This is a genomic window from Micromonospora sp. NPDC005686 (assembly GCF_042871665.1).
GTDB lineage: Bacteria > Actinomycetota > Actinomycetes > Mycobacteriales > Micromonosporaceae > Micromonospora.
This window is the reverse complement of sequence record NZ_JBIAIY010000001.1, coordinates 401,446-421,034: the sequence shown is the minus strand read 5'-3', so window position 1 is coordinate 421,034 and position 19,589 is coordinate 401,446. Positions and strand designations below refer to the sequence as shown.

The window sequence follows — 19,589 nt, the reverse complement described above, 5'->3', positions numbered from 1 at the left end:
CTGATGATTCGGGAGCTAATCTGACGCTCGTGAACACGGGCCCGCTCGTCCGCTTCCCCGACGCTCTGCACCACGCGCCCCTCGGCCGGCTGATCTCGATCGCCGGTCACGTCGTGGAACAGCACTGGGGGCGTTACCTCGCCGAACACGGGCTCACGTCCGCCGGCATGCGGGTCCTGATGATCCTCCTGCGGGCCGGCGAGGTGAGCCACCGGGAAATGGCCGAGCTGTGCTTCGTCCGGCCCGCCACGCTCACCGGCATCGCCGACACGCTGGAACGCGACGGCTTCGTCAGCCGCCGCCGCGCCCCGGAGGACCGCCGCACGGTCCGGCTCGCCCTGACCGACAAGGGCGGCGAGCACGCCCGCACCGTCATCGACATGATCCACAGCGACCGGCCGTTGACGTCGGTCGACGCCGACCCGGCCAACCGGGCGGTGATCCGCCAGTTCCTGATCGAAATCATCACCGGCATGTCCGACGGGGACCTCCGTCGGTTGGACCGGGACAGCGAGTCCGACACCGAGCCGCCGACGGGGAGCCATCCGTGTTGATCCGCCTGCTCCGCACACATCTGCACCCGTACCGACGATGGCTGGCCGCCGTGGTGGCGTTCCAGTTCGTCGGCACCATCGCCTCGCTCTACCTGCCGAGCCTGAACGCCGACATCATCGACCGGGGCGTCGCGGTCGGCGACACCGACCAGATCGTGCGTACGGGCGGGTGGATGCTGCTGGTCAGCCTGCTCCAGATCGCCTGCTCGATCGCCGCCGTCTATTTCGGCGCGAAGACCGCCATGGCGTTCGGCCGCGACGTACGCGGCTCCATCTTCCGGCGCGTCAACAGCTTCTCCGCCCGCGAGGTCGCCCGGTTCGGTGCGCCGTCTCTGATCACCCGCAACACGAACGACGTCCAGCAGGTGCAGATGCTGGTGCTGCTGAGCTGCACCATGCTGGTGGCCGCGCCGATCATGAGCGTCGGCGGCGTGGTGATGGCGCTGCGCGAGGACGTCGGGCTCTCCTGGCTGATGCTGGTCTGCGTACCGGTGCTGGCCGTCGCGCTGGGCCTGATCATCCGCCGGATGGTTCCGGGCTTCCGGCTCATGCAGACCCGGATCGACACCGTCAACCGGGTGCTGCGCGAGCAGATCACCGGCATCCGGGTGGTCCGGGCGTTCGTACGGGAGCCGTACGAGACCGACCGGTTCCGGGTCGCGAACACCGACCTGACCGCCACCGCGCTGCGGATCGGGCGGCTCCAGGCGCTGATCTTCCCGATCGTGATGCTGGTGCTGAACGTCTCCAGCGTCGCGGTGCTCTGGTTCGGCGCGGAACGTGTCGACTCCGGCCAGATCCAGGTCGGCGCGCTCACCGCGTTCCTGCAATACCTCATGCAGATCCTGATGGCGGTCATGATGGCCACCTTCATGCTGATGATGGTGCCCCGGGCGGCGGTCTGCGCCGAGCGCATCGAGGAGGTGCTCGACACCGACTCGTCGGTGGTGCCGGCGGCCGACCCGGTCACCGAGGTCACCGGCCGGGGCGAGTTGGAGTTGCGTGGCGCCGGATTCCAGTACCCGGGCGCGACCGCGCCGGTGCTGCACGACATCTCGTTCCGTGCCCACCCGGGCCGGACCACGGCGATCATCGGATCCACCGGCGCCGGCAAGACCACGCTGCTGACGCTCATCCCCCGCCTGGTCGACCCGACCGCCGGCGCGGTCCTGGTCGACGGCGTGGACGTACGAGAGCTGGCCCCGGACGAGCTGTGGCGGCGGATCGGGCTGGTGCCCCAGCGGCCCTACCTGTTCACCGGCACCGTCGCCAGCAACCTGCGCTACGGCAACCCGGACGCCAGCGACGCCGAACTGTGGGCCGCCCTGGAGATCGCCCAGGCGCGTGACTTCGTCGCCGAGATGCCGGGCGGGCTGGAGGCGCCGATCGCGCAGGGCGGCACCAACGTCTCCGGCGGCCAGCGGCAACGCCTGGCCATCGCCCGCGCGCTCGTCCGCAAGCCGGAGATCTACCTCTTCGACGACTCCTTCTCCGCGCTCGACCTCGGCACGGACGCCCGGCTGCGGGCCGCCCTCAAGCCGGTCACCGCGGACGCGGCGGTGGTCATCGTGGCCCAGCGGGTCTCCACGATCATCGACGCCGACCAGATCATCGTGCTCGAGGACGGGGGTGTCGTCGGGATGGGACGACATGAGGAACTGCTGGAGAGCTGCCCCACGTACGCCGAGATCGTCGCGTCGCAGCAGACGGCGGAGGTGGCCGCATGACCTCGTCGGTTCCGCAGCAGAAGAACGAACCCACACGACTACCTCCGGCCGGGCGGCGTCCCGGCGGTGGCCCACCGCACATGAGCATGGGCATGCCGGCCGAGAAGGCGATGAACTTCGGGCCGTCGGCGCGCCGGCTGCTGGGGCGGCTGCGGCCGTACCGGCTCCAGCTCACCGGCGTGCTCGCGCTGGCCCTGGCCAGCGTCGGGCTCAGCGTCATCGGGCCGAAGGTGCTCGGCCACGCCACCGACATCATCTTCAGCGGGGTGATCGGGCGGCAGTTGCCGGCCGGCACCACCACCGAGGCGGCGGCGGAGGCGGCCCGCGCCCAGGGCAACGGCAACTTCGCCGACATGCTGGCCCGGATGGACGTGATCCCCGGCCTCGGCATCGACTTCTCCGCACTGGGCCGGGTGCTGGCGTTCGCCGTCGCGCTCTACGTCGGCGCCGGCATCCTCCAGTGGGCACAGGGCTGGGTGCTGAACGGGATCGTGCAGCACACCGTGCTGACGTTGCGCGCCGACGTGGAGGACAAGCTCACCCGGCTGCCGCTGCCCTACTTCGACAAGCAGCCCCGCGGTGAGCTGCTGAGCCGGGTCACGAACGACATCGACAACGTGTCGCAGACGCTCCAGCAGACGCTGAGCCAGTTGCTCACGTCGCTGCTCACCGTCGTCGGCGTACTCGGGATGATGTTCTGGATCTCACCGCTGCTGGCGGTCGTCGCGCTCGTCGCGGTGCCGCTGTCGGTGGTGGTCACCGGCCAGATCGCCAAGCGGTCGCAGGGCAAGTTCATCGCCCAGTGGAAGCACACGGGCGAGCTGAACGGCCAGATCGAGGAGGCGTACACCGGGCACGAGCTGGTGAAGGTCTTCGGCCGGCAAAAGGAGGTCGAGGCCGCTTTCCACGCCAAGAACGAGGAGCTGTTCCGGGCCGGCTTCGGCGCGCAGTTCGTCTCCGGGCTGATCATGCCGGCGATGTTCTTCATCGGGAACCTCAGCTACGTCGCGATCGCCGTGGTCGGCGGTCTGCGGGTGGCGTCGGGCTCGATGAGCCTCGGTGACGTGCAGGCGTTCATCCAGTACTCGCGGCAGTTCACCCAGCCACTCACCCAGGTCGCGTCGATGGCCAACCTGCTGCAGTCCGGGGTGGCCTCGGCCGAGCGGGTCTTCGCGGTGCTCGACGCCGACGAGCAGAGCCCCGACCCGGCCGAGCCGGCCCGGATCGCCGACCCGCACGGGCGGGTCGAGTTCGAGCACGTCTCCTTCCGGTACGACCCGGAGAAGCCGCTCATCGACGACCTGTCGCTGGTCGCCGAGCCGGGCCACACGGTGGCCATCGTCGGTCCCACCGGCGCCGGCAAGACCACGCTGGTCAACCTGGTCATGCGGTTCTACGAGCTGGACGCCGGGCGGATCACGCTGGACGGGGTGGACATCGCCACGATGCGCCGCGACGAACTCCGTGGCCGGATCGGCATGGTGCTCCAGGACACCTGGCTGTTCGGCGGCACCATCCGGGACAACATCGCCTACGGCCGCCCCGACGCCACCGAGGAGGAGATCCTCGCCGCCGCCGGGGCGACGTTCGTGGACCGGTTCGTCCGCAGCCTACCGGACGGCTACGACACGGTGATCGACGAGGAGGGCAGCAACGTCAGCGCCGGGGAGAAGCAGCTCATCACCATCGCCCGCGCGTTCCTGGCCGAGCCGTCGCTGCTGATCCTGGACGAGGCGACCAGCTCGGTGGACACCCGGACCGAGGTGCTGCTCCAGCGCGCCATGGCGGCGCTGCGCTCGGACCGGACGAGCTTCGTCATCGCGCACCGGCTCTCCACCATCCGCGACGCCGACCTGATCCTCATGATGGAGCAGGGCCGGATCGTCGAGCAGGGCACCCACGACCAGCTCGTCGCCGCCGGCGGCGCGTACGCCCGGCTCTACCGGGCGCAGTTCACCGGCGCGGTGATCGAGGACGAGATCCCGGCGCCCACCCCGCCCGGTCCGTCGAGCGGGATCCGCGCCGGCGCCGGCACGCCGGTCGGGAACTGACGTGGACCCGGCGACCGGCCCGGCGCCGGTCCCCGTCCGGGTGCCTTCCCGGCACCCGGACGGGCCGGAGTCAGGCCGGCAGCAGCCCCGCCGACCGGCTCGCGACCACCGCGCCGATCAGGCCCAGCGCCTCGGCGGCGGGCATCGGGTCGAGCACCCGGCCGGCGCGCAGGCGCAGCGAGACCGAGCCGTCGGCCGCCTCCCGGGGGCCGAGGACCCCGGTGTACGGGACGCGGCGGCGGGACGCGTCCCGGATCCGGGCACCGAGCGAACCGGCGTGGTCGACTTCGGCCCGCAGCCCGGCCGCCTCGGCCCGGCGGGCCAGCGCGACGGCCGCGTCGGCCTGCGCCGCGTCCACCGGCAGCAGCAGCAACTGCACCGGGGCGTACCAGGCCGGGAACGCGCCCTGGTGCACCTCGATCAGGTACGCGAACAGCCGCTCCATGCTGCCGACGAGGCTGCGGTGCACCATCACCGGCCGTTTCCGGCGGCCGTCCGAGTCGGTGTACGACAGGTCGAACCGCTCCGGCTTGTCGAAGTCGAGCTGCACGGTGGAGATGGTCGACTCGCGGCCCGCCGCGTCCACGATCTCAATGTCGATCTTCGGCCCGTAGAACGCGGCCTCGCCCGGCGCCTCGACGACGTCCACCCCGTCGAGCGCGGCGCGGAGCAGTTCCTCGGCCCGCGCCCAGCCGGCGTCGTCGCCCACGTACCGACGGCCCGGCCCGCGCAGCGACAACCGGAACCCGGCGGGACGGACGCCGAGCGCGGCGTGCGCCTCCCCGATCAGCCGCAGGATCTCGCGGACCTCGTCGCCGACCTGCTCCAGCGCGCAGAAGTTGTGCGCGTCGTTGAGCGAGATGGCTCGTACGCGGGACAGCCCGCCGAGCACCCCGGAGCGCTCGGCCCGGTACATCCCGCCCAGTTCGGCGACCCGCAGCGGCAGCTCCCGGTAGGAGCGCCCGCGGGCCCGGAACACCAGCGCGTGGTGCGGGCACAAGGCCGGACGCAGCACGAACTCGTCGTCGGCGCTCAGCCGCATCGGCGGGAACATGTCGTCGGCGAAGTAGCCCAGGTGCCCGGACAGCTCGAACAGCTCCCGTTTGCCCAGCGGCGGCGAGTAGACGTGCCGGTAGCCGGCCCGGCGCTCCAGTTCCCGCACGTACTCCTCGACGGCGTGCCGGGCGGCGGCGCCGGCCGGCAGCCAGATCGGCAGTCCGGCGCCCGCGAGCGGGTCGGAGACGAACAGCTCCAACTCCCGGCCGAGCCTGCGGTGGTCGATCATGTCGCTCTCCTTGATCGGGTACGACCCGGAGGCGAGCAGGCCCGGAACGCCGCGAGGCCCCGGAGCGGATCGCCCCGGGGCCTCGTCGACGGAAACGTCAGTGCGGCACGCCGGGAACACCCGGCGTCGTCGTCACTACCGCGCTGCACATGCCCCGACGCTAGACGCGCGGGCGTCGATGGCGCACCTGAATTACGGAGAGCGGGGGGGGGGGGGGGGGGGGGGGGGGGGGGGGGGGGGGGGGGCGGGGGCGGCGGGGGGGGGGGGGGGGGGGGGGGGGGGGGGGGGGGGGGGGGGGGGGGGGGGGGGGGGGGGGGGGGGGTGGTGGGGGGCGGGGTCGTCGGCGGCGGGTTGTCGCCGCCGCCGAAGATCACGTCACTGCAGAGGTAGTACGGCTGGTCGAGGTGGGACGCCTGCCAGATGGTGTAGACGACGTGCCGCCCGGTGCGGTTGCCCGCGTTCACCTGCGCCTCGTAGAGCCCGGTGGTCGGGTAGCTGCCGGTACGGAGTACCAGCTCAAGGCTGTTCCAGGTGAGGGGCTGGGTGGTCGGGTCGAAACCCTGCTTGGTGATGTAGATCAACATGTAGTCGGCGCCGTGTCGAGCGCCGTCGGTCAGCGTCAGGGTGAAGTTGTTCGGCATCGGCTTCGCGGTCCACGCGCCGACCGCGTCGAGCGAGGCGTACAGGCCATTCTGGGTGCGGCCGCCGCTGCACAGTTGTCCGTCCGGCACGGCGGCCTGGTGGTTGCCGCCGACGTTTTCGCGGTACAGGCCGTTCCAGTTCCACATGGTGTTCGGGTTGGCCTGCCACGCCTGCCAGCACATCGGGTCGGTCTGGGCCATCGTGGGGTTGAGGTGGTCGGAACCCCAGCGCTCGTAACATCCGTAGTTGCGTGACGGCGGATTGGTGACCGACCCGTGCGCCGAGGCCGGACCGGCCTGGTTGACGACGACCATCGTGAGCGAGGCGACGAGAACTACGACCGCGCCCAGTCCCAGACGGCGTGCTGTCCGTGAGATTTTCATGATGCTCCAGTGGATGCGCCGGCGCCCAGTGGCCCTCGCTGGGTGCCCACCCCGGAGAAGGTGACGCCGATCGATTCAAGCCGTCCCAGGGGTGGACGGCACTGCTGCCCAGCAGCGCTTGGCGGCTCCCAGCCACGATGTTAGTAAAGGCGGCCGTCAATGTAAATCGATACCGAGAGCCGACCCCCACCCGGGTCAGACCGCGAGGGCCGCGCGTACCTCCCGCTCCGCCGTCACTCCCCCGTCGCCGTGCGAGGTGACCCGGCCGGATTCGAGGACGTGGTAGCGGTTCGCCACCTGCAGCGCGAACCCGAGGTGCTGCTCGACGAGCAGCACGCTGAAGCCGGACTGCCGGGTCAGCTCGACGATCCGCTCCTGGATCTCGGCGACCACCGACGGCTGGATGCCCTCGGTCGGCTCGTCCAGCATGAGCAGCCGCGGCCGGGTGATCAACGCGCGGGCGATGGCGAGCTGCTGACGCTGACCACCGGAGAGCAGCCCGGCCCGCCGCCGCAGCAGCGGACGCAGCGCCGGGAACAGGTCCAGCACCTCCGCGGTCGCCACCGCGCCGTCGCGCCGGGCGTCAGCGACGAGGCGCAGGTTCTCCGCCGCCGTCAGGTGCGGGAAGCACTGCTGGCCCTGCGGGACGTACGCCATGCCGCGCGCCACCCGCTCGTGCGGCGCGAGACGGGTGACGTCCTCGCCGTCCAGCTCGACGGTGCCGGCGGTCGGGCGCAGCAGGCCTGCCGCGACCCGCAGCAAGGTGCTCTTACCGGCGCCGTTGTGCCCGAGCACCGCGGCCACCCCGTCGGGCGGGACGGCGAGGTCCACGCCGTGCAGCACCCGGGAGCGCCCGTATCCGGCGTGCACCCCACTCAGGGTCAGCATCATGCCTCCAGACCGCTGGGGACCGACCCGGCGTCGACCGGGTGGCCGAGGTAGACCTCCTGCACGCGCGGGTCCGCCTGGACCTGCGCCACAGTGCCCTCGCTGAGCACCTTCCCCGCGTGCAGCACGGTGACGCTGCGCGCGAAGCGACGCAGGAAGTCCATGTCGTGCTCGATCACCACCACCGTGCGATCCCGGCTCACCGTCGCCAGCAGGGCGCCCGTGGCGTCGCGCTCCTCGTGGCTCATCCCGGCGACCGGCTCGTCGAGCAGCAGCAGCCGCGCGTCCTGCACCAGCAGCATGCCGATCTCCAACCACTGCTTCTGGCCGTGCGCGAGCGTGCCGGCGAGCTGGTCGGCCCGGCCGGTCAGCCCGATGGTCTCCAGCGCGGCGGCCACCTCGTCGGGGATCCCCCGCCGACGCCGGGCCAGGGTGGCCCAGCTCCGGCGGGCGCCCGCGGCGATGTCGAGGTTCTGCACGACCGACAGCTCCTCGAAGATCGTCGACGTCTGGAACGTCCGGCCGACGCCGAGCCGGCTGATCCGGTGCACCGGGCGACCCAGCAACTCCTGGTCGCCGAAGCGCACCGAGCCGGTGGCCCGCACCAGACCGGTGATCGCGTCGACCAGGGTGGTCTTGCCGGCGCCGTTCGGCCCGATCAGGAACCGGATGTCACCGGCGGGCACCTCCAGCGAGACGCCGTCGACGGCGGTGAAGCCGTCGAAGCTGACCCGCACGTCACGGACGGACAGCCCGTCCGGTCGGTCGTCGCTCATTTGTGCACCTCCGCCCGCTCGGCGCGGCGGCGGGCCAGCGCCCACAGCGACGCCAGGCCGCCGGGAAGAAACGCCACCACGACCACGAAGAGCAGACCCTGAAGGTACGTCCAGGTGCCCGGGAAACGCTCCGACAGGGCGGTACGCGCCCAGGCCACCGCGACCGCGCCGAGCACCGGGCCCAGCAGCGTCGCCCGGCCACCCACCGCCACACCGATGACGAACTCGATCGACGGGACGATGCCGATGAGGGCGGGCGAGATGATGCCCACCGCCGGCACGAACAGCGCGCCGGCGAGGCCCGCCATACCCGCCGCCACCACGTAGGCGACGAGCTTGACCGACGCCGGGTCGTAGCCGAGGAAACGGACCCGCTCCTCGCCGTCACGCACCGCCACCAGCAGCTCGCCGTAGCGGCTGTGGATGAGCTGACGGGCCAGCGCGAGCAACGCCAGCAGGACGGCGGCGATGATGAAGTAGACCATCCGCTGGTTGACCGGGTCGTCCAGGTCGTAGCCGAAGAAGCCCTGGATGTCGGTGAGCCCGTTGGTGCCGCCCGTGGTCCCCTGCTGGCCGATCAACAGGATCACCATGGCGGCGGCGAGAGCCTGGCTGAGGATGGCGAAGTACGCGCCCCGCACACGGCGGCGGAACACCAGTGAGCCGAGCCCGAAGGCGACGGCCATCGGCAGCAGGACCGTGGCCGGCAGCGCGAACCACGGGCTGGCGAACGGCTGCCACCAGACGGGCAGTTCGTCGAGCTGCCCGTACAGCTGCATGAAGTCGGGCATCCCACCGGGACCCGCGTCGGCGAGCTTGAGGTGCATGGCCATCGCGTAGCCGCCCAGGCCGAAGAAGACGCCCTGGCCGAGGGTGAGCATGCCGCCGCGCCCCCAGGCGATGCCGATGCCGACGGCCACCACGGCGACGCAGAGGTACTTGGCGAGCAGGGCCAGCCGGAAGTCCGACAGCGCCAGCGGCGCGACGGCGAACAGCAGCGCCGCGCCGAACGCGAACCCCGCCGCCGCGCGCAGCCGGGAGCGGTCACCGGACCGGCTTCCAGGCGCGATGTCGGCCGGGGCCGGCGCGTCGGCGGTGCTCGGCGGCGCGGGTGTCACGGCGGTCATGCGAGGCTCCTGGTCCGCAGGGTGAACATGCCCTGTGGCCGCCACTGGAGGAACGCGACGATCGCCACGAAGACGATCACCTTGGCGACGCTGAGGGTCGTGAGGTACTCCCCGGTGGCCTGGAGGACCCCGAGGGCGAAGGCGACGATCACGCTGCCCTTGAGCTGACCGATCCCGCCGACCACGACGACCAGGAAGGCGTCGATGATCAGGTTGGTGCCCATGGTCGGGCCGATCGGGCCGAGGAGGGTGAGCGCCACCCCGGCGAGCCCGGCCAGGCCCGAGCCGAGAAAGAAGGTCGTCCGATCGACCCGGGCGGTGGGGATGCCGGACACCGCGGCGAGGTCGCGGTTCTGCACGACCGCGCGGATCCGGCGCCCCAACGGGGTGAACCGCAGCGCCAGGGTCAGGGCGGCGACGGCGGCCAGGGCCAGGGCCAGGATGAACAGCCGGTTGTTGGCGACCGTCAGCCCGCCGGGCACCGCCACGTTGCCGGTGAGCAGGTCCGGCGCGCGGGTCTGCACGTTCGGACTGCCGAAGATGTCCCGGGCGAGCTGTTGCAGCATCAGGGACACGCCCCAGGTGACCAGCAGGGTGTCCAGGGGACGGGCGTAGAGCCGGCGGATCAGCAGGATCTCCAGCAGCACCCCCATCGTGCCGGCGACCACGAACGCCACCGGCAGCGCGACCAGCAGCGACAGGCCGGCGCCGGTGATGCTCTGTTGCAGCACGTACGTGGTGTAGGCGCCGGCCATGATGAACTCGCCGTGCGCCATGTTGATGACGTTCATCTGGCCGAAGGTCAGCGCCAGCCCGAGCGCGATGAGCAGCAGCACCGCACCGATGCTGATGCCGGTGAAGAGTTGACCGAAGAGGACTGTCACGGTGGGTACTCCCGTACTGCTGGTCGGGGACCCGGGCGGGGCGCGTCGTCGCGGTGCCCGCCCGGGGCCGGCGTCGTCAGCTCAGGCCGCTCGCCCACTGATAGGTCTTGAGGTACGGGTCCGGCGCGATCGGCTTGCCGGAGTTCCACACCTCGGTGATCAGGCCGTCCGCGCCGACCTTGCCGATGCGGGCGGTCTTGGCGATGTGCTGGGTCTTGCCGTCGACGGTGACCAGGCCCTCCGGCGCGTCGAAGGTGATCCCGTCGGAGGCGCCGCGGACCTTCTCGACGTCGAACGCGCCGGCCTTCTCGACCATCGCCTTCCACAGGTAGACGCTGACGTAGGCGGCCTCCATCGGGTCGCTCGTCGGCTTGTCCGCGCCGTACTTCGCCTTGTACGCGGCCACGAACTTGCCGTTCGCCGCGCCGGGCGTGGTCTGGTAGTAGTTCCAGGCGGTCAACTGGCCCTCCAGGTACTGGGTGCCGATGCTCTTGACCTCCTCCTCGGCGATGGACACCGACACCACCGGCATCGCGGCGGCGGTCAGGCCGGCCGACTTGTACTCCTTGAAGAACGCCACGTTGCTGTCGCCGTTGAGGGTGTTGAAGACCGCCTTCGCGCCGGACGACTTGACCTTGTTGACGATCGTGCCGAATTCGGTGGACCCGAGCGGCGCGTAATCCTCGCCGACCACTGTCATCCCGTTCGCCGCCGCGTACGCCTTGATGATTTTGTTGGCCGTCCGCGGGAAGACGTAGTCGCTGCCGACCAGGTAGACCGACTTCGTTCCCTGGGCCTTGAGATAGTCGAGCCCGGGGACGATCTGCTGGTTGGTCGTCGCGCCCGTGTAGAAGATGTAGGGCGACTGTTCCAGGCCCTCGTACTGCACCGGGTAGAACAGCAGCGCCTTGTTCTTCTCGAACACCGGCTTGACCGCCTTGCGGCTGGCCGACGTCCAGCAGCCGAAAACGGCTGCCACCCGGTCCTCGGAGATGAGCTTCTCGGCTTTCTCCGCGAAGGTGGGCCAGTCCGAGGCACCGTCCTCCCCGACCGGCTGGATCTTCTTGCCGAGGACGCCGCCAGCCGCGTTGATCTCCTCAACGGCGAGCATGATGGAGTCGCGGACGGTGACCTCGCTGATCGCCATGGTGCCGGAGAGCGAGTTGAGCAGGCCCACCTTGACGGTGTCGCCGGAGACGTCGGCGGTGACGCCGGCCGCGCCGCCCTCGTCACTGGTCTTGCTGCCGCACGCGGTCACGGCCGCCGCGGCGACGAGGGTCATGGCACCCGCCAGAATGCGGCGGCCCCAAAGAACTGACATCTAATCTCCCTGCGGTGCACTCAGGTAGCGAAAGGACGGTCGGTGCGGTCCGGTGGAGTTGGCGATGCCAAAGTCGACGGGTGGACGTCGCCCATGGTCATCGCATCGAATACGGGCACGCAAAGCGTCGACCGGCATGATTGCGTGGACGTTTCCCAGCCCTTAATTGACTGTTTCCCGCGCATCCGGGGAGCACGCATGCCACAACGGCTGACACCGTCGCACGTAAGACGGTTTCAGCCGTGATCAGTTCGGTGAAGAATTGCCACCAGAATGGTCGGCGAACAGATTCCGCCGACGGTGGACAGACATTCGCGGTATCCACCCTCCGGGGTAGATACTTCACGCAGGAAGTATCTTAGGGCCGGGCCGGGTGGACGTGTCAAGGGTCTGTACCGGGCGGTCAGATCTGGGCGAGCACTGTGAAGTCGAGACCGTCGGCCTCGGCGAGGTAGATCCGCTGGCGCACGTGCCGTCGACGCAGCTGCAGCCGACCGCGCGGCCCGTGGTACGCCACCGTGTCCGCAGCCGTCTCGATCGCCCGTACGTCGAGGGTGCGGGCCTGCCCGATCAGGGCGGCGAGCAGCATCACGCCCTCGTAGCAGGACTCCCCCAGGCTGCCCAGCGGCGGCGCCTCCACCCCGAACCGGCGGGCGAACTCACCGTGGAAGTCAAGGCTCTCCTGCGTCACGAGGCCGGCGAAGAAGCCCGCCGCGCTGTAGAGCCGCCGCGTCGCGCCCGCCCCGCTGGCCAGCAGCATGTTCTCGTCCATCAGGGTGCTCAGCCGCAGGCAGCGCTGGTCCATCGCGGCACGCGCGAACGCCCGGTTGAACCGCACCGCGTCCGCGCCGACGAGCAGCATCACCACGGCGTCGGCCTCGCTGCGCTCGATCTGGCGCAACACGTCGTCGAAGTCGTGCGTCTCCAACGGCAGGAACGCCTGCCCCACCACGCGGCCACCGCCGCGCAGCGCGTACCGCTGGGCCGCCCGCGCGGTGCGCCGGGGCCACACGTAGTCGTTGCCGACCACGAACCAGCGGCGCACGCCCTGCTCCCCCGCGAGCAGCCGCATCCCGGGCCACAGCTGCGCGTCCGGCGTCTCGCTGGTCAGATAGACCCCCTCGGTACGCTCACCGCCCTCGTACAGGGCGGTGTAGACGTACGGCACGCGGTGCGCGACCCGGGGCGCGAGCGCCTGCCGCACCGAGGAGATGTGCCAACCGGTCACGCCCTGCACGGCGCCCACCGACACCAGCGCCTCCACCTGGGCGGCGACCTCGGCCGGTGGGGCGCCACCGTCGACCGGCACCAGCCGCACCTCGCGGCCCAGCACCCCGCCACCGGCGTTGATCTCCTCGACCGCGAGCTGGGCACAGAGTTCGCAGGTCGGGCCGAACATTCCCGCCGGCCCGCGCATCGGGTACACCAGCGCGATGCTGACCACGGCCCGATCGACTGTGAGCCACGGCGGTGCCGGCGCGGACATGAGCCCATGATTGCCCGGCCGACGTGGGAAAACCACAGCTCTCCACGGACCGGGACGAGTCGCTACCATGGCAGGGCCACCGGCCCAGGGAGTTCCATGTCAGACGTGCCCGGGGCGTCAGCCGATCTGCTGCGCTCGCTCACCCGCGCCGAACGGCTGCTCTCCCGCCGGTTGGCCGCCGTTCTGGCCGACGACGACCTGACCACCGAGGCGTGGCGGGTGCTCTGCCTGCTCGCCGACGGTCAGGGCCATCCGATGAGCGAGGTGTCCGCCGAGGCGTCGTTGCCGCCGGGGACCCTCACCAAGCTGGTCGACCATCTCGTCGACCGTAACCTGGTGTTCCGGCGGATCGACCCGCTGGACCGCCGGCGTATCCGGGCCTACCTGACCACCCGGGGCCGCCGCGAGCACGCCCGCCTCGACGAGCGGGTCCGGACCAGCCTCGCCGAGGCGGGCATACCTGCCGACACCGCCCTGCTCGACGACCTCGCCGACCTGATCGCCCGGCTCGACCCGGCGGGTCGCCGCGACAACGCCGAGGCGGCCGGGCTTCGCCGCTGACCCCGCTTCACTCCACCTTGGTGAGCAGCGGCTCGACCTCCACGTCGAGGTGGGCGCGCAGCGTGTGCGCGTCGGGAGCGGTAGCGGTCCACAGTGTCGCCGGACCACCCGCCAGGGGCAGCCGGGCGACGGTGCCCTCGACAGTCGCGGGCTCGTCGGGAAGCGACGGGTCCACCACCAGCAGCGACCCGGTGGCCGGCGCGCCGCCGAGCACCGCGGGGCCGGCCCAGCCGGGCGCGCCCGGTCCCACGGCCAGCGACTGGCGCAGCAGCGGCCGGCCGTCGTAGTCGACCCGGGTGTGGACGACCGCGCCGCCCGGCGCCTCGCCGTACCGGCCGCAGATCACCTCGTCGCGCCAGGTCAGCCTCGCCCCGGCGGCCAGCTCGACCTGGGACTCGGCGAGGTGGGCGCAGCCGGCCGCAGCGACCAGTTGCTCGGGCAGCCAGTGCAGTGCGCCGCCGTCGTGCACCACGGCGCGGACCGCCATCCGCGACACGACGCCGGGCCGGCCGGGCAGGGCGACCGAGGCGGCGACGGTGTGCAGCCGCACCGCCGCCCCCGGTCCCACGTCGATCTCCAGCCGCAGGTCGTCGCCGGCGAGCGGACCGGCCGCCCCGCCGACGACGTACACCGTCACGGCACGACCGCTGCCGGGCGTCTGTCGCAGCAGCAGCGGTGTCTCACCGCGCAGCTCGGCGAGGACCGTGCCGCCCCGGCCGTCGGCCCGAGCCACCAGCCGGGCGTGCGCGCGCATCAGGCCGGGCCGACCCGCGCGGCGGCCGGGTGCATTGCCGCGTGGTGGGCCAGTTCGTGGCGGATCCAGTCGGCGATCCGCCCCGCCGTCGGGTCACCGACGATCGACAGGAACACGGTCGGCAGGTCGCCGCGCCGGGCCCGCGCGTCCCGGTCCATGACGGCCAGGTCCGCGCCCACCATCGGGGCCAGGTCGGTCTTGTTGATCACGAGCAGGTCGGCGGACGTCACCCCGGGTCCGCCCTTGCGCGGCACCTTGTCCCCGCCGGCCACGTCGACCACGAATATCTGCCGGTCCACCAGGCCCCGGCTGAACGTGGCGGTCAGGTTGTCCCCGCCGCTCTCGACCAGCACCAGGTCCAGCGGGCCGACCGCCTCGGCCAACTCGTCCACGGCGTCGAGGTTGGCCCCGATGTCGTCCCGGATGGCGGTGTGCGGGCAGCAACCGGTCTCCACGGCGCGGATCCGGCTCGGGTCCAGCACGCCGGCCCGCTTGAGGAAGTCGGCGTCCTCGGTCGTGTAGATGTCGTTGGTGACCACGCCGAGTCGCAGCTCACCGGCGAACGCCCGGCACAGGGCCGCCACCAGGGCGGTCTTGCCGGACCCGACCGGCCCGCCGATGCCGACGCGCAGCGCCCGTCCGGCTTGTGCCAGCGGCGGATGCGGGTCCACCCCCGGTTCGGGGTGGGTGTGCGGAACGGTCTCGTCGTGCGGGGCAGGATTCCGGTCGGCAGTGGGCGTAGCGGTCGGCACAACGGTGTCAGGACGCAAAGAGACGCACCTCCCAGGTGGCATGAGCTTCGGCATGGATGTCGGCAAGAGGAGCGGTCGCCGCGGGCAGCCGCTCGGGTGGGTCGTCGGCGGCCCGGGCCGCCTCGGCGGCGGTGCCGTCGCACCGGGAGGCGAGACCGACCAGCAGGGCCTGGACCTGGTACGGGTCGAGACCGAGCAGGCGTACGGCCGCACTGGCCGCACCGGTCACCGTTCCGTGGGTGGCGACCGTGGCGGTCTCGGCGCGGCTCAGGCCGGCGGCGGCGCAGAGCAGCCCGAGCACCAACGGCTGATGCGCTCCGCCAGGTGTGGAGGGCAGGTCGTCGAAGGACGCCTCCGGCCAGATGGCCCGGCCCGCGCGCAGCAGAGCCCGTCCCTGGCGACGGGACACCGTGCGCAGCGCCGGTGCCGCCGTCCGGGCGTCCAGCTCCGCGTCGAGCAATGCCAGCGTGGACCCGCGTACGGCGGAACCGGCCGAGGTGGCCGCCCGGTGCGCCGCCGCCGCGAACGCCGCACCGACCAGCCCGGCGGTGGCCAGCCGGCCGGCCAGGAACGTCTCCAACGTGGCCAGGTCGGTGACCCGGCCGGCGGCGACGGCGGCCTCCAGGCCGCCGGAGTGGGCGTGCGCGCCGGCCGGGAAGCGACCGTCGGCCAGCAGCAGGAGCAGGCTCGACGTCGCCATCAGAAGAGGAAGTACCGCTGGGCCATCGGCAGGCGTGGCACCGGGTCCGGCTCCACCACCTGACCGTCGATCCGCACGGTGAAGGTGTCCGGGTCCACCTCGATCCGGGGCATCGCGTCGTTCTCCGGCAGGTCGGCCTTGCCCCGCGAGCGCACGTCCGCGACGGGCACCACCCGTCGCCGCACGTCGAGGCGCAGCCCGGCGTCGAGGGCGGCCGGCGCGACGAACGCCAGGCTGGTGGCCGACGCCGCGACGCCGTACGCCCCGAACATCGGGCGCGGCAGCATCGGCTGCGGCGTCGGGATGGACGCGTTGGCGTCACCCATCTGGGCGTACGCGATCATGCCGCCCTTCAGCACCAGATGCGGTCGTACGCCGAAGAACGCCGGATCCCACAGCACCAGGTCGGCCAGCTTGCCCGGCTCGACCGAGCCGACCTCCCGGTCCAGCCCGTTCGCCATCGCCGCGCAGATGGTGTACTTCGCCACGTACCGGCGGGCCCGGTGGTTGTCGGCCGCGCCGTCGCCGGGCAGCGCGCCGACCCGCTCCTTCATGACGTGCGCGCTCTGCCAGGTTCGCAGGATCACCTCGCCCACCCGGCCCATCGCCTGCGAGTCGGAGCCGATGATGGAGATCGCGCCGAGGTCGTGCAGCAGGTCCTCGGCGGCCATCGTGGACGGCCGGATGCGGCTCTCGGCGAAGGCCAGATCCTCCGGCACGGACGGGTTGAGATGGTGGCAGACCATCAGCATGTCCAGGTGCTCGGCGAGGGTGTTGGCGGTGTACGGCCGGGTCGGGTTGGTCGACGACGGCAGCACGTTGGGCTCGCCGGCCACCGTGATGATGTCCGGCGCGTGCCCGCCTCCCGCGCCCTCGGTGTGGTACGAGTGGATGGCCCGGCCGGCGATCGCCCGCAGCGTGTCGGCCACGAAACCGGCCTCGTTGAGGGTGTCGGTGTGGATGGACACCTGCACCCCGGAGGCGTCCGCCACCCGCAGGCAGGCGTCGATCGCCGCCGGTGTGGTGCCCCAGTCCTCGTGCAGCTTGAAACCGCCCGCGCCGGCGCGCAACTGCTCCCACAGCGCCTCGTGCGAGACGGTGTTGCCCTTGCCGAGCAGCAGCACGTTGACCGGCAGCGTGTCCAGCGCCTCGTGCATGCGGGCCAGGTGCCAGGCATTCGGGGTGACAGTCGTGGCCCGGGTGCCCTCCGCGGGGCCGGTGCCGCCGCCGACGAGTGTGGTGATGCCGCCGGCCAGCGCCTCGGTGACGATCTCCGGGCAGATGAAGTGCACGTGGGTGTCGACCGCGCCGGCCGTGAGGATCCGGTCGTTCCCGGCGATGACCTCGGTGGCCGGGCCGATGACCAGCTCGGGATGGACACCGGGCATGGTGTCCGGGTTGCCGGCCCGGCCCAGCGCCACGATCCGCCCGTCGCGCAGACCCACGTCGGCCTTGACCACGCCCCAGTGGTCGAGCACCACCGCGCCGGTGATGACGGTGTCGAGTGCGCCCTCGGCGCGGGTCGCCCGCGACTGGCCCATCGACTCGCGGATCACCTTCCCGCCGCCGAAGACCGCCTCGTCGCCGCCCACGCAGTGGTCGGTCTCCACCTCGATCAGCAGGTTCGTGTCGGCCAGCCGGATGCGGTCGCCGGTGGTCGGCCCGTACAGGTCGATGTAGCGGTCCCGCCGCACCGCGCTCACCGCGCCGGCCCATCGGAAGTCGGCGCCCCGCTCGTCGGCGCGTCCGTTTCCGGCGCCCCATTCGTCGGCGCGTCCGTTTCCGGCGCCCCATTCGTCGGCGCGTCCGTTTCCGGCGCGGCCGGTGGCGCTTCGTCCAGCGGCCCGGCGCACTCGCCGCGCAGACCGGGCACGACGCGTGCGCCGCCGAGCGGAACCAGCTCGACGTTGCGGCTCACGCCCGGCTCGAACCGGACCGAGGTACCTGCCGGAACGGCGAGACGCTGACCCCAGGCGACGGCCCGGTCGAACATCAGGGCCGGGTTGGCCTCGGCGAAGTGGTAGTGCGAGCCGACCTGCACCGGACGGTCGGCGGTGTTGACCACGACCACTGTGGTCACCGGCCGACCCACGTTGATCTCGACCGGCCCGGTCGCCGGCAGGATCTCCCCGGGGATCACGGGATCGGGTGGTGCACCGTCACGAGCTTGGTACCGTCCGGGAACGTCGCCTCCACCTGCACCTCCCTCAGCATTTCGGGGATGCCGTCCTGGACGTCCTCGCGGCCGAGCACCGTCCGGCCGGCGGACATGAGGTCGACCACCGACCGTCCGTCGCGGGCCCCTTCGAGCAGGAAGGCGACGATGATCGCGACGGCTTCGGGATAGTTGAGTCGCAGGCCGCGCTCGCGGCGGCGGCGAGCGACGTCGGCCGCGACGTGGACGAGCAGGCGGTCCTGCTCGTGCGGGCTGAGGAACACGGGATTCTCCGGTGGGGATCGGCGTGGTCCGCTCGCCGTCGGCTCCGCGCGGAGCCGAGCCGGGCAGCACCACCCGGAGTACGAGCTGGAGTCACACGACCGCCGCGACACCGCCGACGGGGTGGCCCGGGACTCCACCGTCCCGGCCCGCGCGACGGGCACCCGGCGGTGTCGGTCGGATGCGGACCGCACCGCCCACCGCTTCAGCCGACCGTAGAGGATCGCCACCGGCGGGGGCAACAGCGTGCTCGGCATGAGGGATCGAGCTGTGTCGACGTCCGGGTCGAGTCAGAACCTCGGAAGACACCATGCACGCCCGCCGAAGTCGCTGACTCCATGTAGTCCATGTTCGCGAGCGAAGGTCGTTCTGGATCGCCTGCACCTGAGTCGGCAGCGCCCCGAACGGTCGCGCGTCTGCACCGCTGCCGCTTCCCTCAGGAGTACGTCACAGTGCTCCACGATGCGGGCCCGCCGACAAGGCCGAGGTATACCGCCAGCTCGGCCTGCGGCTGACGTACCACCCGCAAAACGCAAACGGTGCGCGCTGAAGTCGATCTCAGCGCACACCGTGGGGTTATCGTTTGTGTCCGAGGGGGGACTTGAACCCCCACGCCCTATACGGGCACTAGCACCTCAAGCTAGCGCGTCTGCCATTCCGCCACCCGGACCTGCACGTACCAGCCTACCCGGTCGGCCAAGGTGATCATCTCACCGCATCGGCCGGCCTGGCGGGCCGCACGGGGGATTACTGTACACGGCCCAGAACGATCATGCACATCAGCTCCAGCGCGGCACGTTTGAGCAGGTCAGCGGCCACAACAATCGCGTGGGTAGCGCGCAACAGGCGATTCCGGGCAGCATTGCTCACGTGTCCCACCCCTCCCCGTTGATCGCCACTCAACACCAGGCCCTCGCGCTGCGCGCCGCGGGTGACCTGACAAGCGCCCGCCGCCTGCTCGCCGACGCGATCGTCGCGGCCCGCCCGGCATACGGCGAGGACCACCAGGACGTCCTGGCCACCGGACACCTGCTGGCCCGGCTGCACCGCGAGGCCGACGATCCGGCCGCCGCCCGGCGCGTACTCGAAGAGGCCTACGCGGCCGGCGAGCCTCGCCGCGGCGAGGCCGACCCGCTGATGCTCGCGCTCAGCTTCGACCTCGCCGGGGTGGCCGAGGAGTTGGGCAACCGGCACGAGGCCCGCCGCAACTACAGCCGCGTGGCGACCGCCGGGCCCGCCGTGCTCGGTCCGGACCACCCAG

Annotated in this window: 17 protein-coding genes, 1 tRNA gene and 2 pseudogenes; 5 read left to right on the top strand and 15 right to left on the bottom strand. The window is 71.8% G+C overall.

From position 1 onward, the window contains the following. Window positions 1–29 precede the first annotated feature (29 nt). Genes ACFYON_RS01900 through ACFYON_RS01890 form a run of 3 tightly spaced genes read left to right on the top strand, consistent with a single transcriptional unit; the run spans window position 30 to window position 4,332 of the window. Window positions 30–554, top strand: a complete 525-nt coding sequence (locus ACFYON_RS01900; protein WP_355014893.1) for a MarR family transcriptional regulator — start codon at window positions 30–32, stop codon at window positions 552–554. Next, window positions 548–2,281, top strand: coding sequence for an ABC transporter ATP-binding protein (locus ACFYON_RS01895; protein WP_355014892.1), 1,734 nt, complete (start codon window positions 548–550; stop codon window positions 2,279–2,281). Before ACFYON_RS01900 ends, ACFYON_RS01895 begins: the two co-directional genes overlap by 7 nt. Next, the gene (locus tag ACFYON_RS01890; RefSeq protein ID WP_355014891.1) at window positions 2,278–4,332 is read left to right on the top strand and encodes an ABC transporter ATP-binding protein; all 2,055 of its coding nucleotides are present in this window, start codon (window positions 2,278–2,280) and stop codon (window positions 4,330–4,332) included. Before ACFYON_RS01895 ends, ACFYON_RS01890 begins: the two co-directional genes overlap by 4 nt. Before the next feature lie 70 nt (window positions 4,333–4,402). Here the strand turns inward: ACFYON_RS01890 and thrS are convergent, their stop codons facing one another. From thrS to ACFYON_RS01850, 8 genes and pseudogenes are all read right to left on the bottom strand, one after another. Beyond that, window positions 4,403–5,617 (bottom strand): threonine--tRNA ligase, encoded by a 1,215-nt coding sequence (gene thrS / locus ACFYON_RS01885; protein WP_354864804.1) that lies wholly within the window; start codon window positions 5,615–5,617, stop codon window positions 4,403–4,405. A 266-nt stretch (window positions 5,618–5,883) separates the two neighbouring features. Then, window positions 5,884–6,642: pseudogene (locus ACFYON_RS01880) on the bottom strand (lytic polysaccharide monooxygenase); the annotation flags it as partial. Window positions 6,643–6,837: 195 nt separating this feature from the next. Beyond that, complete coding sequence (gene urtE, locus ACFYON_RS01875) at window positions 6,838–7,530, bottom strand: urea ABC transporter ATP-binding subunit UrtE (protein WP_387188725.1); 693 nt, start codon at window positions 7,528–7,530, stop codon at window positions 6,838–6,840. Then, a complete protein-coding gene (urtD, locus tag ACFYON_RS01870; protein ID WP_354864445.1) occupies window positions 7,530–8,306 on the bottom strand; it encodes an urea ABC transporter ATP-binding protein UrtD in 777 nt (258 codons plus the stop codon). The genes urtE and urtD overlap by 1 nt, the downstream gene beginning before the upstream one ends. After that, on the bottom strand, window positions 8,303–9,433 hold the full coding sequence (gene urtC, locus ACFYON_RS01865) for an urea ABC transporter permease subunit UrtC (RefSeq protein WP_354864447.1): 1,131 nt from the start codon (window positions 9,431–9,433) through the stop codon (window positions 8,303–8,305). Before urtC ends, urtD begins: the two co-directional genes overlap by 4 nt. Next, the gene (urtB, locus tag ACFYON_RS01860) at window positions 9,430–10,317 is read right to left on the bottom strand and encodes an urea ABC transporter permease subunit UrtB (protein ID WP_354864450.1); all 888 of its coding nucleotides are present in this window, start codon (window positions 10,315–10,317) and stop codon (window positions 9,430–9,432) included. The genes urtC and urtB overlap by 4 nt, the downstream gene beginning before the upstream one ends. 76 nt (window positions 10,318–10,393) lie before the next feature. After that, on the bottom strand, window positions 10,394–11,599 hold the full coding sequence (urtA, locus tag ACFYON_RS01855; RefSeq protein WP_354864452.1) for an urea ABC transporter substrate-binding protein: 1,206 nt from the start codon (window positions 11,597–11,599) through the stop codon (window positions 10,394–10,396). A 442-nt stretch (window positions 11,600–12,041) separates the two neighbouring features. Beyond that, a complete protein-coding gene (locus ACFYON_RS01850; RefSeq protein ID WP_354864454.1) occupies window positions 12,042–13,124 on the bottom strand; it encodes a substrate-binding domain-containing protein in 1,083 nt (360 codons plus the stop codon). Between the two features lie 96 nt (window positions 13,125–13,220). Here ACFYON_RS01850 and ACFYON_RS01845 point away from each other — a divergent pair, with 96 nt between their 5' ends. Continuing rightward, complete coding sequence (locus tag ACFYON_RS01845; protein ID WP_354864456.1) at window positions 13,221–13,685, top strand: MarR family transcriptional regulator; 465 nt, start codon at window positions 13,221–13,223, stop codon at window positions 13,683–13,685. 7 nt (window positions 13,686–13,692) lie between these two features. Here ACFYON_RS01845 and ACFYON_RS01840 read toward each other — a convergent pair whose 3' ends face one another. The 7 genes from ACFYON_RS01840 to ACFYON_RS01810 form a co-directional block, all read right to left on the bottom strand. Beyond that, window positions 13,693–14,439 (bottom strand): urease accessory protein UreD, encoded by a 747-nt coding sequence (locus ACFYON_RS01840; protein WP_354864458.1) that lies wholly within the window; start codon window positions 14,437–14,439, stop codon window positions 13,693–13,695. Next, entirely contained in the window at window positions 14,439–15,209 is a 771-nt protein-coding gene (ureG, locus tag ACFYON_RS01835; RefSeq protein ID WP_354864460.1) for an urease accessory protein UreG, read from the bottom strand. The genes ACFYON_RS01840 and ureG overlap by 1 nt, the downstream gene beginning before the upstream one ends. Beyond that, the gene (locus ACFYON_RS01830) at window positions 15,199–15,891 is read right to left on the bottom strand and encodes an urease accessory UreF family protein (RefSeq protein WP_354864462.1); all 693 of its coding nucleotides are present in this window, start codon (window positions 15,889–15,891) and stop codon (window positions 15,199–15,201) included. Before ACFYON_RS01830 ends, ureG begins: the two co-directional genes overlap by 11 nt. After that, a complete protein-coding gene (locus ACFYON_RS01825; RefSeq protein ID WP_354864464.1) occupies window positions 15,891–17,594 on the bottom strand; it encodes an urease subunit alpha in 1,704 nt (567 codons plus the stop codon). The genes ACFYON_RS01830 and ACFYON_RS01825 overlap by 1 nt, the downstream gene beginning before the upstream one ends. Beyond that, a complete protein-coding gene (locus ACFYON_RS01820) occupies window positions 17,591–18,031 on the bottom strand; it encodes an urease subunit beta (RefSeq protein WP_387188729.1) in 441 nt (146 codons plus the stop codon). The genes ACFYON_RS01825 and ACFYON_RS01820 overlap by 4 nt, the downstream gene beginning before the upstream one ends. Then, window positions 18,028–18,330: an urease subunit gamma gene (locus ACFYON_RS01815; protein WP_073827834.1), complete on the bottom strand. Its 303-nt coding sequence runs from the start codon at window positions 18,328–18,330 to the stop codon at window positions 18,028–18,030. The genes ACFYON_RS01820 and ACFYON_RS01815 overlap by 4 nt, the downstream gene beginning before the upstream one ends. A 584-nt stretch (window positions 18,331–18,914) precedes the next feature. Further along, window positions 18,915–18,998 (bottom strand) — tRNA-Leu (locus ACFYON_RS01810). Between the two features lie 158 nt (window positions 18,999–19,156). On the opposite strand from ACFYON_RS01810, the pseudogene ACFYON_RS01805 reads away from it, so the two are divergent. After that, window positions 19,157–19,372: pseudogene (locus tag ACFYON_RS01805) on the top strand (hypothetical protein); the annotation flags it as partial. Window positions 19,373–19,589: the final 217 nt, after the last annotated feature.

Excerpts from the sequence above, each read along its gene's own strand:
- urtE (WP_387188725.1), bottom strand. The coding sequence starts at position 7,530 with ATGCTGACCCTGAGTGGGGTGCACGCCGGATACGGGCGCTCCCGGGTG.
- thrS (WP_354864804.1), bottom strand. The coding sequence starts at position 5,617 with ATGATCGACCACCGCAGGCTCGGCCGGGAGTTGGAGCTGTTCGTCTCC.
- ACFYON_RS01890 (WP_355014891.1), top strand. The coding sequence starts at position 2,278 with ATGACCTCGTCGGTTCCGCAGCAGAAGAACGAACCCACACGACTACCT.
- ACFYON_RS01850 (WP_354864454.1), bottom strand. The coding sequence starts at position 13,124 with ATGTCCGCGCCGGCACCGCCGTGGCTCACAGTCGATCGGGCCGTGGTC.
- ACFYON_RS01830 (WP_354864462.1), bottom strand. The coding sequence starts at position 15,891 with ATGGCGACGTCGAGCCTGCTCCTGCTGCTGGCCGACGGTCGCTTCCCG.
- ACFYON_RS01840 (WP_354864458.1), bottom strand. The coding sequence starts at position 14,439 with ATGCGCGCGCACGCCCGGCTGGTGGCTCGGGCCGACGGCCGGGGCGGC.
- urtC (WP_354864447.1), bottom strand. The coding sequence starts at position 9,433 with ATGACCGCCGTGACACCCGCGCCGCCGAGCACCGCCGACGCGCCGGCC.
- urtD (WP_354864445.1), bottom strand. The coding sequence starts at position 8,306 with ATGAGCGACGACCGACCGGACGGGCTGTCCGTCCGTGACGTGCGGGTC.
- urtA (WP_354864452.1), bottom strand. The coding sequence starts at position 11,599 with ATGACCCTCGTCGCCGCGGCGGCCGTGACCGCGTGCGGCAGCAAGACC.
- ACFYON_RS01845 (WP_354864456.1), top strand. The coding sequence starts at position 13,221 with ATGTCAGACGTGCCCGGGGCGTCAGCCGATCTGCTGCGCTCGCTCACC.